Below are 11,350 nucleotides of genomic sequence, written 5' to 3' on the forward strand. Positions count from 1 at the left end.
CGTCGCCCGACGAAGGCGGTTCCGGCCTGCGCGAAGGAGGCGCCGATTGACCGCGCGTCGGCCCGGGACTAAGCGGTCGGACATGGTGGAATGGGCGATCACTCCGGGACTTACGGACTACGACCACTCGGTCGCGGAGATGGAGGCGCGCGCCGCTGCCATCGCGGACGGCCGTGCGGACGAGTTGATCTGGCTGGTCGAACATCCACCGCTCTACACGGCCGGAACAAGCGCGCGCGCCGAGGACCTCCGGGACCCCGACCGCTTTCCGGTGCATCCGACCAAGCGCGGCGGACAATACACCTATCACGGGCCGGGCCAGCGCGTGGCCTACGTCATGCTCGACGTCGGTCGGCGCGGCCGGGACGTGCGCCGCTTCGTGCAGGATCTCGAGGCATGGGTGATCGCGGCGCTGGCCGAGTTCGGGCTGACCGGGCATGTGCGCGAAGGCCGCGTCGGCGTCTGGATCGAGCGACCCGACCGGCCGCCCCTGCCCTCTGGCGCGATGGCCGAGGACAAGATCGCCGCCATCGGCATCCGCCTGCGTCGCTGGGTCAGTTTTCACGGCATCTCGATCAACGTGGAGCCGGAGCTGTCGCATTTCGACGGGATCGTACCCTGCGGGATCACCGATTATGGCGTGACGAGCCTCGTGGACCTCGGCCTGCCCGTGACCATGGATGACGTGGATGTGGCGCTTCGGCGCAGCTTTGCCGACGTCTTCGCCGACGCGCCCGCGCCCGCCGGCGACTGACCTCGCACGCGGCGCCTACCGTCCGGCGGTCAGCAGGGCGTGGCGCAGGATGTCGCGGCGCGCGATGCCAAGCCGCGCGAGTTCCTCGTCGCTCATGCTTCGCAGTTCCGCGGTGCGCGCCCGGATCGCCCGGGCCCGCGTGTCGAAGGGCGTGTCGAGCAGCCCGCGCAGGGCGGCGATCGGCTGGAAGAGGGTCGCATCGCGACCGGTCGTGTCGAAGAAGGCCATGGTTCGGACCCCGATGAAAGCAGCGTCGCCTCCCCCGAAGCGACTGACCTCAATGTAGGCCGTCGGCGAGATTCTGCCCAGTAAGGATTTCCGTGCTCACGGCGGATTGACTTCTTGACTACCCCGACTGCGATCAAAAGGGCACGATTCGCACCCGTCCGAACCGCCCGCCTGCGACAATTTTCCGATCCCTGCGACGAAACCTGTCATTGCCGCGCGCGCCCGGCTTTCCTAAAACCGGCGCAGGCCGGGGTGCGGGCGGAGTGTGCCCGCCGCCCTCGAGAACACCATTCCAGGAGGCATTCATGGCAGACGCCGCCATCCATGGACATGAGCACGAAGACAACCGGGGGTTCTTCACCCGGTGGTTCATGTCCACAAACCACAAGGACATCGGGATCCTCTACCTGATCGTCGCGGCGCTGATGGGCTTCGTGTCCGTCGCGTTCACGGTCTACATGCGCATGGAGCTGATGAGCCCCGGCGTGCAGTTCATGTGCATGGAAGGCGCACGCCTGTTCCCGGCCGCCGCCGGCGAATGCACTCCGAACGGCCACCTGTGGAACGTGCTGATCACCGGCCACGGCATCCTCATGATGTTCTTCGTGGTGATTCCGGCGCTGTTCGGCGGTTTCGGCAACTACTTCATGCCGCTGCAGATCGGCGCGCCGGACATGGCGTTCCCGCGTCTCAACAACCTGTCCTTCTGGCTGTACGTCGCGGGCTCCACCCTCGCGGTGTGCTCGGTGCTGTCGCCGGGCGGCAACGGCCAGCTCGGCTCGGGCATCGGCTGGGTGCTGTATCCGCCGCTTTCGGTACGTGAAGGTGGCATCTCGACCGACCTCGCGATCTTCGCCGTGCACGTCTCGGGCGCCTCGTCGATCCTCGGCGCGATCAACGTCATCACGACGTTCCTGAACATGCGCGCGCCGGGCATGAGCCTCTTCAAGGTGCCGCTCTTCGCCTGGTCGATCTTCGTGACCGCGTGGCTGATCCTGCTGTCGCTGCCGGTTCTCGCGGGCGCGATCACCATGCTGCTGACGGACCGCAACTTCGGGACGACCTTCTTCGACCCGTCGGGCGGCGGCGACCCGGTGCTTTACCAGCACATCCTGTGGTTCTTCGGGCACCCCGAGGTCTACATCATCATCCTGCCCGGCTTCGGCATCATCAGCCACGTCATCGCGACATTCTCGCGCAAGCCGATCTTCGGCTACCTGCCGATGGTCTGGGCGATCATCGCGATCGGTGCGCTCGGCTTCGTCGTGTGGGCGCACCACATGTACACCGTCGGCATGTCGCTGACCCAGCAGTCCTACTTCATGCTGGCCACGATGGTCATCGCGGTACCGACGGGCGTGAAGGTGTTCAGCTGGATCGCGACGATGTGGGGCGGCTCGATCGAGTTCAAGACGCCGATGCTCTGGGCGTTCGGCTTCCTGTTCCTGTTCACCGTGGGCGGCGTCACCGGCATCGTCCTGTCGCAGGCCGGCATCGACCGCGCCTACCACGACACCTACTACGTCGTGGCGCACTTCCACTACGTGATGTCGCTGGGCGCCGTCTTCGCCATCTTCGCGGGGATCTACTTCTACTTCCCAAAGATGACCGGCAAGATGTACCCGGAATGGGCCGGCAAGCTGCACTTCTGGGCGATGTTCATCGGGGCCAACCTGACGTTCTTCCCGCAGCACTTCCTGGGCCGTCAGGGCATGCCGCGGCGCTACATCGACTACCCGGACGCCTTCGCGCTCTGGAACCACGTGTCGAGCTGGGGCGCCTTCCTGTCCTTCGCGTCCTTCGTGTTCTTCTTCGGCGTCATCGCCTACTCGCTGCTGAAGGGCGAGAAGCAGACCGCGGCCAACCCGTGGAATGAATACGCCGACACGCTCGAGTGGACCCTGCCCTCGCCGCCGCCGGAGCACACCTTCGAGCAGCTGCCGAAGCGCGAGGACTGGGACAAGTCCCCGGCCCACTGAGGCACACACCTCCAAAATCAGGAAAGGCCCCGCACGTGCGGGGCCTTTTCGTTTCCATCGCCCCGCCGGCGGGTCCGCGCTGCCCCGAGGGCGTCGACACCGCCCGGACCCGTGCTAGAACGCTTTCCGACATGCCCTACCGCTGGACAGACGATCGCCCCGACATGCCGGCCGAGCTGCGGCTCTGGCCGCACAACTCGCTGCCGCCGGCAGGCTTCGCCGCGTTCATTCTCGGGACATTCGGCATGGCGACGCTCCCGCTCTACGGGCTGCTGGGGACCAAGCTGCTGTGGGGACTGCTGCCGTTCCTGCTGATCGCGCTTGCCGGGATGTACTACGCCCTGCGCCGGAACGAGTCGGACCGCCGCATCCTCGAGGTGCTCACGGTCAGCCGCGAGGCGGTCGAACTCGTGCGTCACGATCCCAGGGGGCAAGAGCGGCGCTGGTCCTGCAATCCCTACTGGACCCGCGTGGCGCTGCACCAGAAAGGGGGCCCCGTGCCCAACTACGTCACCCTCTCGGGCGCCGGCCGCGAGGTCGAGATCGGAGCCTTCCTGTCCGAGGACGAGCGCAAGGCGCTCTACGGAGAGTTGTCGGACCGCGTCGCCAAGTTGGCACAGCCCTGATGGCACAGGCCCCCGCCACGCCGAAAAGCCGTCGCGCCGCGCTGCTGACCATGGCCCGGGTGGCCCCGGATCGCGCTGCCGCCATGGCCGGGCTCGCGCCCTCGGAAGAGGCCGCGCTGGCGCTCCGCACCGCCCGCGCCGAACGGGCCCTGCCCGCCGCGGAAGAGGTCGTTTTCCTCCTGCCCCTCGTCGGCCCCGAGGCGGTGGGCGACTGGGGCGCGGTCTGCCGCCGGCTGACCACCACGCTGCGGAGCTTTCTGGACCAGGACGATCCGCGCTGGCGCGCCGTGATCTGCTGCCAGCAACGCCCGGACCTGCCTGACGATTCCCGCATCACCCACTTGCCCTTCGACGATCCGACGCCCGGCAACGACAAGTGGCGCAAGCTTGCCGCGCTCTGCGATCACCTTGGAGAGACGGCGACGGCACCCGCCTATGCCATGAGCTTCGACGCCGACGACCTGCTGCGACAGGGTACGGTCGCCGAAATGCTGTCGCGGCAAGGACCGGGCTTTCTTGCCGAGACGGGCTTTGTACGTGACGTCGCCACGGGGCACGTCGCGCTTGCCGGGCCTCGAAGCCTCCGCACGCCGCTGCGCAAGCCGTTCTGGAAGCTCTGCGGCTCCTGCGCCGCCCTGCATCACGACCCCGGCCTGCAGCAAAGCGCGGCCTTCCTGCGCGCGATGACGCAACACGAGCACCGGATGTTCCCCTACCTCGCCGACCTTGCCGGGCAACCGCTTCAACCGCTCTCCCGGCCCTCTGTCCTGTACGAGCTGAACCACGGCGAGAATTTCGGCGCGCGGCGCGGGCGGGTGTCGTTCAAGACGCGCTTCGTGGCGCGGTTCCGGGTGACCGACCGCGAGACACTGCGCGGGGTGATCCGCGACTTTCCGTGATGTGCCGAGGGAGCTCGACTGCGGGCGCTCAGCCCGCCAGCCGCGCCTTCACCTTGGGACCGGCGGCGCCGAAATCCATCTGGCCGGCATATTTCGACTTCAGCGTGCCCATCACCCGGCCCATGTCGCGGATCGAATTGGCGCCGGTCTCGGCGATGGCGGCATCGACGGCGGCATCTATCTCGGTTTCGCTGAGGCGGCGGGGCAGGAACTCCTCGATCACGCCGATCTCGGCTTCCTCCTGTTCGGCGAGGTCGAGGCGCCCGCCTTCCTCGTAGGTCTTGGCGCTCTCCCGGCGTTGCTTGACCATCTTTTCGAGGATGGCCAGCACTTCGGCGTCGCCGACGCCAGTCTCGGCGCCCTCGCCCCGGGTGGCGATGTCGCGATCCTTGATCGCCGCGTTGATGAGGCGAAGGGTCGACAGACGCGTCGCGTCCTTCTCCTTCATCGCCTGTTTCGTCGCCTGAGCGATCTTCGTTCGAAGGTCCATCGACGTCCCCATTCCCGGGCTGGTTCGCAGTCTGTGACCCTAGCGCGCGCACCCGCCCGAGGCAACCGACCGCCCTCGGCGCCAAGTCATTGAAAACATTGGAACGACCACGTTCCGACCTTGCTTGACCACGCTGGAACAACTCCTTACGTATGGCGCGATTTGACGGCCGAGGCGGCCTTTCGCGCCGCGCCCGACCGCGCCACCCGCATCCGATCCGAGGTCCGACCATGTCCCAGACGTCTTCCCGCCGCCCGACCGCCTGTCTCGCGCTCGCCGACGGGACGGTGTTCTACGGTATGGGCTTCGGCGCCACCGGCGACACGGTGGCGGAGCTGTGCTTCAACACCGCGATGACCGGCTACCAGGAGATCATGACGGATCCCTCCTACGCGGGGCAGATCGTGACCTTCACCTTCCCGCACGTGGGCAATGTCGGCATCAACCCCGAGGATGACGAGACACAGGACCCGGTCGCAGAGGGCATGGTCGTCAAGTGGATGCCCACCGACCCGTCGAACTGGCGCGCCGCCGGCACCCTGTCGGACTGGCTGGCCCGGCGCGGCCGCATCGCCGTTGGCGGCGTCGACACCCGGCGTTTGACCCGGGCGATCCGGCAGCAGGGCGCGCCGCACGTGGCGCTGGCCCACGACCCCGAGGGCAACTTCGACATCGAGGCGCTTGTCGCCAAGGCCCGCGGGTTCGAAGGGCTCACCGGCCGCGATCTGGCCAAGGGCGTCACCTGCGCGCAGTCCTACCGCTGGGACGAGATGCGGTGGGCGTGGCCCGAAGGCTACCTGCGCCAGACCGAGGCGCGGCACCGCGTGGTGGCCATCGATTACGGCGCCAAGCGCAACATCCTGCGCTGTCTCGCCAGCGCCGGGTGCGAGGTCACTGTCCTTCCCGCCAGCGCCACCGCCGAGGACGTACTCGCCCAGAACCCCGACGGCGTGTTCCTGTCCAACGGGCCCGGCGATCCGGCGGCGACGGGCGAGTATGCCGTGCCGATGATCCGTGGCGTGCTCGAGCGTGACGTGCCGATGTTCGGCATTTGCCTGGGCCACCAGATGCTGGCGCTGGCGCTCGGCGGCAAGACGCAAAAGATGAACCACGGCCATCACGGCGCGAACCACCCGGTCAAGGAGATCGAGACCGGCAAGGTCGAGATCACCTCGATGAATCACGGCTTCGCTGTCGACAGCCAGTCGTTGCCGACCGGCGTTCTCGAGACCCACGTGTCGCTGTTCGACGGTTCGAACTGCGGGCTGCGGATGGCCGACAAGCCGGTCTTCTCGGTGCAGCACCACCCCGAGGCCAGCCCCGGCCCGCAGGACAGCTTCTACCTGTTCGAACGGTTCGCCGCGTCGATGGACCGCGGCTGAGCGCTGGCGAAGGTCCCGCCAGGGACGGGGCCGCGTAAGATATACCGTTAACGCGCAATTAACCTCGCGCGCGGCATCAAGGGGCATCCCCTGTCCCAGCCGCGTGCGCCATGCCCAGTTCAGCCCTCCTCGCACGGATCGCCGCCCTGCCCCAGGCGCAGGATCGCGGCCGCCCCCTCGGCGGGCTGCTGCTGGATGGTGGGGCAGTGGCACCGGATCGGCTGCTCGATGCGCTTGGAGAGGCCGAGGCGACCGGCGCGCCCATCGACCGGGTGCTTCAGGCACACGGCCTTGCCACGCCCGATGCCTGCCTGCGCGCCCGCGGACGCCACCACGGCCTGCCGGTGCTGGACCGCGACACGACGCCCCCGTGCCCGTCCCTGGCCGGGTTGATCCCGCCCGAGACATGCCTCGCCATGCGCGTCCTTCCGTGGATGGTCGTGGGCGAGACGCTGGTCGTTGCTGGCGCCCGCCCCGAGGACGTGGAAGCCGTCCGCCCCCTGCTGGCCCAGGCGTGGCCGCAGATCATGCCGGCGCTGGCGTCGGAGCGCGACATCGAGGCCGAGCTGGCCGCCCGCCACGGGCGCCGCTTCGCGCGCGCAGCCGAAAGCAACCTGCCCGCGGACGAGAGCTGCCGCGACCTTAACCTGTCCACGCCCGGACGCCGGATCGCGGCGGGTGGCGCGGCGCTCGCCTGCGTTGCCGCGCTCGCCCTGGCGCCGACGATGTTCTTCGCCGGGGCCTTCGGACTCGCGCTCGCGGCGATAGTCGCGGGCCAGCTTCTGAAACTCGCCGCCGCAGTGGCCGCGCCTCGAGCCGAGCTGCCCGCGCCTCTGCCGGCGCAGCGCCCGACCACGCCCGTGGTCTCTCTGCTGGTGCCGCTCTTCCGCGAGGCCGAGATCGCCGGCACCCTGGTGCGCAGGCTCGAACGGCTCAGCTGGCCGAAGGCAGCGCTCGACGTGGTGCTGGTTCTCGAAGCCGGGGACGAGGACACGCGCCGAGCGCTGGCCCGCGCCGACCTGCCCGCCTGGGCACGGGTGATCGAGGTGCCGCCCGGCGGCGTCACCACGAAGCCGCGCGCGCTGAACTACGCCCTGCCCTTCGCCCGTGGCGAGATCGTCGGCATACTCGACGCGGAGGACGCGCCGGCCGCCGACCAGATCGACAGGGTGGCCGCGCGCTTTGCCGTCGAACCCTCCGAGGTGGCCTGCTTGCAGGGTATTCTCGATTTCTACAATCCGCAGGCCAACTGGCTGTCGCGGATGTTCACGCTGGAATACGCGGCGTGGTTCCGAATGATCCTGCCCGGCCTCGCCCGGCTGGGTTTCGCGATCCCGCTCGGCGGCACGACCATCTACTTCCGCCGCGCCGCGCTGGAAGCGGTGGGCGGCTGGGACGCGCACAACGTCACCGAGGACGCGGACCTCGGGATGCGCCTCGCGCGGCACGGCTACCGCACCGCGCTCGTGCCCACCTTCACGCTGGAAGAGGCGAACTGCCGGCTGTGGCCGTGGGTGCGGCAACGCTCGCGGTGGCTCAAGGGATACATGATGACGTGGGCCGCGCATTCGCGCCGACCGGGCCGCCTGCTGCGCGACATGGGCGGATGGAAGACCGCAGGCATGCAGGTTCTGTTCCTCGGCACAATTCTGCAGGCATTGCTCGCCCCCCTGATGTGGAGCTTCTGGATCGTTCTCATCGGGATCGACCACCCTGTGGCCGCGGCGCTGCCTCCGGCAGGCTTCGCGGCGCTGGTGGCCGTGTTCCTCGCTTCGGAGGCGGTCACGCTCGGGGTCGCCTTCGCGGCGCTGGCGCGCACGCCGCACCGCGGGCTCGGCCCATGGGTCCCGACGCTGGCCGCCTACATGCCGCTGATCGCAGTCGCCGGCTACAAGGCCCTGTGGGAGGCGATCCGGAAACCGTTCTTCTGGGACAAGACCGCGCACGGCCGCTCCGCCCCGGACCACGCGCTAGCCGATCAGAAGTCCGTCTAAACGCTACGGCTCAGACGTCGCGCGCCTGGCTGTCGAGCTTGAGCCGCGTGACGAAGGCCACCGAGATGTGGTCGCGCAAAGCCCGGCTCGCGCCGTCCTCGTCGCGCTTGCGGATCGCGTCGACGATGCGGTCATGCTCCTGCAGGGCCACCGCGCCGCGCCCCTCGGCAGCAAGCGAGGTAGTCGCCATCAGCGCCATCGAACGGTGCACGAGGTCGAGCTGCTGCACCAGAAACCTGTTGTGCGAGGCGAGGTGGATCTGCTGGTGGAACCGCCGGTTCGCCCGCGCCAGCGCCTTGGGGTCGTGCAGCAGGCCACGGTCGGTCTGCACCATCTCGGCCAGCACGAGGATTTCCTCGGCGGTGGCGTGCCGCGCGGCCAGCCGCGCCGCCAGCCCCTCGAGCTCGGTGCGCACCGCGTAGAGCTCTGCCAACTGGTTGTGGTCGAGCGACGCCACGATCAGCGAGCGACCGTCGCGGGTCAGCAGCGACTGCGTCTCGAGCCGTTGAAGGGCCTCGCGGATCGGCGTCCGGCTGACCCCGAAGCGTTCGGCCAGGTCGCTTTCCACCAGCCGGTCGCCGGGGCGATAGGTCCCGGTGTCGATCGCGTCGAGGATAAGCGAATAGGCGTCCTTCTGGCCGGCCCGACCGGTATTCATGCAGCGTCTCCCTCAAGGTCCGCAGACGATAGACACGGCCATCGCACACGATCAAGCGACGAGCCCTTGGCAAGGACCCGACCGCGACCTAAGCCCTAGTCCATGCAGGCCGTCTCCGAAACCGCTCCTTCCGTCGCCCGCGAGTTCGCACATGTGCGGACGTGGGTCTTCGATCTCGACAACACGCTTTACCCGCCCGAGGTCCGTCTTTTCGACCAGATCGAGGTGCGGATGCGGACCTTCATGACCCGCGAACTGGGCGTGCCGGTAGCCGAGGCGGACCGGCTCCGGCGGGAATACTGGTCCGCGCACGGCACGACGCTGGCCGGGCTCATGGCGGTGCACGGGGTCGAACCCGAGCCGTTTCTCGAAGAGGTCCATGACATCTCATTCGACGTGCTCACACCGGATGCGGGCCTGGCCGAGCGCATCGCCGCGCTGCCGGGCCGGCGCATCGTCTACACCAACGGCACGGCGCCCTATGCCCGGCAAGTGATCTCCGCGCGCGGCCTAGACGGGCTGTTCGACGCGGTCTACGGCGTGGCCGAGGCGAACTATCGCCCCAAGCCCGACCGCGCGGCGTTCGAGACCGTGTTCTCGGCCGACGGCCTGGATCCGGCGCGCGCCGCGATGTTCGAAGACGATCCGCGCAACCTCTCGGTCCCGCACGAGATGGGGCTCGCCACGGTGCTCGTGGCCCCCGCGCCCGAGCCCGCGCCGCACATCCACCACCACACCGACGACCTTGCGGGCTTCCTCGCCCGCGTCGTCTGAGGGGGCCGACATGGACCATGACATCCTGATCTCGGGCGGCGGCATCGCCGGGCTGACCGCCGCGGCGGCCTTTGGGCGTGCCGGCTTTTCCGTGCTCTGCGTCGATCCCGCCCCGCCGGTCACCGAACGCGACGCGGCCGGCGCCGACCTGCGCTCGACCGCGTTCCTGCAGCCCGCCCGGGCCTTTCTCGACCGCGCGGGCCTCTGGGACAGGTTCGCCCCCCACGCCACGCCGCTCCAGACCATGCGTGTGGTCGATGCGGGGGGCGGCGACGAGCCGGGCGTCCGCGCGAGCAAGAGCTTCGACGCCGCGGACATCTCCGAGAAGCCGTTCGGGTGGAACCTGCCGAACTGGCTGCTGCGGCGCGAACTGAGCGCCGCGCTGGACGAGATCGACGGTGTCGATTTCCGCCCGGGCACCGCGACCACCGGCCTTCTGTCGCGCACCAGCGCTGCGCGGGTCACGCTGTCGGACGGCAGCCGCCCCGAGGTGGCTCTCGTGATCGCTGCGGACGGGCGCAACTCGCCCATGCGACGGGCGGCGGGCATCGGCGTTCGGACGACGCGCTTCGGCCAGAAGGCGCTGGCCTTCGCCGTCACCCATCCCGAGCCGCACCAGAACGTCTCGACCGAGATCCATCGCTCGGGAGGGCCGTTCACGCTGGTGCCGCTGCCCGACTACGAGGGCCGCCCGTCTTCCGCGATCGTCTGGATGGAGGACGGCCCCGAGGCCGAACGGCTGATGGCACTCGACACCGGGGATTTCGAGGCGGCGATGACCGCACGGTCCTGCGGCCTGTTCGGGCCGCTGACACTGGCGTCGAACCGCTCGATCTGGCCCATCGTGGCCCAGGAGGCGACGGCGCTGACCGCCGAGCGGCTGGCGTTGGTGGCCGAGGCCGCACATGTCATGCCGCCTATCGGCGCGCAGGGCCTCAACATGAGCCTGCGCGACCTCGATACTCTGCTGGACCTGGCGGAGACCCATCGCGACGCGCTCGGGGGGCGGGCCATGCTGGACGCCTACGCGCGCAAGCGGAGCGCGGACATCCGGGTGCGCGTGGGCGGCGTGGGGCTCCTGAACCGGATCAGCCAGTCCGGGTCGCCGCTGGTGCAGGACTTGCGCGCGGTGGGGCTGTCGGCGCTCTATGATCTGCCGCCGGTGCGGCGGACGCTGATGCAGCTGGGATTGGGTGCGCGCGGCTGAACCGCACGCGCCGGCGTGTGTGCGGGCCCTAGTGGTAGGACATCTCGCCCACCACGCTGCGCCATTCGCCCGAGGACAGCATCTTGCGGTGGGTGAAGCGCACCGAGTGCAACGGCCCCTCGATCTCGGTCTGCCAGAACTCTATGAAGCCGAAGAGCTTCTCGTGGTCCGGGGCGACCTCGTAGTCCTGCCAGACGAAGGTGTTCAGGACGTTCTGGTAATCGGGCATCCGGTAGAATATCTCGGCCGTGGTCAGCCCGTATCCGCGCAGCATCATCTCGGTCTCGGACATCTGCATGGGTCATACCTCTCGCTGATTTTCTTGTTCGTCCGACCAGCATGACAAGGCCGAGTTACTT

12 protein-coding genes are annotated in these 11,350 nt (G+C 68.9%); 8 read left to right on the plus strand and 4 right to left on the minus strand.

Annotated elements, in window-relative coordinates:
* Positions 1-46 precede the first annotated feature (46 nt).
* Entirely contained in the window at positions 47-754 is a 708-nt protein-coding gene (lipB, locus tag BMX29_RS14010; RefSeq protein WP_280513627.1) for a lipoyl(octanoyl) transferase LipB, read from the plus strand.
* A 15-nt stretch (positions 755-769) separates the two neighbouring features.
* On the opposite strand, the gene BMX29_RS14015 is transcribed toward lipB, so the two are convergent.
* Positions 770-982, minus strand: coding sequence for a hypothetical protein (locus tag BMX29_RS14015; protein ID WP_043843527.1), 213 nt, complete (start codon positions 980-982; stop codon positions 770-772).
* 305 nt (positions 983-1,287) lie between these two features.
* Between BMX29_RS14015 and ctaD the strand changes: the two genes are divergently transcribed.
* The 3 genes from ctaD to BMX29_RS14030 all read left to right on the plus strand — a co-directional run bounded on the left by ctaD (position 1,288) and on the right by BMX29_RS14030 (position 4,486).
* Entirely contained in the window at positions 1,288-2,961 is a 1,674-nt protein-coding gene (gene ctaD, locus BMX29_RS14020) for a cytochrome c oxidase subunit I (RefSeq protein ID WP_043843525.1), read from the plus strand.
* A gap of 131 nt (positions 2,962-3,092) precedes the next feature.
* Positions 3,093-3,587, plus strand: a complete 495-nt coding sequence (locus tag BMX29_RS14025) for a DUF2244 domain-containing protein (protein WP_043843523.1) — start codon at positions 3,093-3,095, stop codon at positions 3,585-3,587.
* Positions 3,587-4,486 (plus strand): hypothetical protein, encoded by a 900-nt coding sequence (locus tag BMX29_RS14030; protein WP_092813875.1) that lies wholly within the window; start codon positions 3,587-3,589, stop codon positions 4,484-4,486. The genes BMX29_RS14025 and BMX29_RS14030 overlap by 1 nt, the downstream gene beginning before the upstream one ends.
* A gap of 28 nt (positions 4,487-4,514) precedes the next feature.
* Here BMX29_RS14030 and BMX29_RS14035 read toward each other — a convergent pair whose 3' ends face one another.
* The gene (locus BMX29_RS14035; protein WP_092814001.1) at positions 4,515-4,976 is read right to left on the minus strand and encodes a GatB/YqeY domain-containing protein; all 462 of its coding nucleotides are present in this window, start codon (positions 4,974-4,976) and stop codon (positions 4,515-4,517) included.
* 230 nt (positions 4,977-5,206) lie between these two features.
* On the opposite strand from BMX29_RS14035, the gene carA reads away from it, so the two are divergent.
* Both carA and BMX29_RS14045 read left to right on the plus strand, forming a co-directional pair.
* Positions 5,207-6,358, plus strand: coding sequence for a glutamine-hydrolyzing carbamoyl-phosphate synthase small subunit (gene carA / locus BMX29_RS14040; protein WP_043843519.1), 1,152 nt, complete (start codon positions 5,207-5,209; stop codon positions 6,356-6,358).
* A gap of 110 nt (positions 6,359-6,468) precedes the next feature.
* Positions 6,469-8,352, plus strand: a complete 1,884-nt coding sequence (locus BMX29_RS14045; RefSeq protein WP_092813878.1) for a glycosyltransferase — start codon at positions 6,469-6,471, stop codon at positions 8,350-8,352.
* Positions 8,353-8,362: 10 nt separating this feature from the next.
* On the opposite strand, the gene BMX29_RS14050 is transcribed toward BMX29_RS14045, so the two are convergent.
* Entirely contained in the window at positions 8,363-9,010 is a 648-nt protein-coding gene (locus tag BMX29_RS14050) for a GntR family transcriptional regulator (RefSeq protein ID WP_092813880.1), read from the minus strand.
* Between the two features lie 102 nt (positions 9,011-9,112).
* On the opposite strand from BMX29_RS14050, the gene BMX29_RS14055 reads away from it, so the two are divergent.
* Both BMX29_RS14055 and BMX29_RS14060 read left to right on the plus strand, forming a co-directional pair.
* Positions 9,113-9,784, plus strand: coding sequence for a pyrimidine 5'-nucleotidase (locus BMX29_RS14055; RefSeq protein ID WP_092813883.1), 672 nt, complete (start codon positions 9,113-9,115; stop codon positions 9,782-9,784).
* Positions 9,785-9,794: 10 nt separating this feature from the next.
* Positions 9,795-10,991 (plus strand): UbiH/UbiF family hydroxylase, encoded by a 1,197-nt coding sequence (locus tag BMX29_RS14060; protein ID WP_092813886.1) that lies wholly within the window; start codon positions 9,795-9,797, stop codon positions 10,989-10,991.
* A gap of 28 nt (positions 10,992-11,019) precedes the next feature.
* Here the strand turns inward: BMX29_RS14060 and BMX29_RS14065 are convergent, their stop codons facing one another.
* A complete protein-coding gene (locus tag BMX29_RS14065) occupies positions 11,020-11,289 on the minus strand; it encodes an usg protein (RefSeq protein WP_043843512.1) in 270 nt (89 codons plus the stop codon).
* Positions 11,290-11,350: the final 61 nt, after the last annotated feature.

The sequence above is a fragment of the Roseivivax marinus genome (assembly GCF_900109705.1).
GTDB lineage: Bacteria > Pseudomonadota > Alphaproteobacteria > Rhodobacterales > Rhodobacteraceae > Roseivivax > Roseivivax marinus.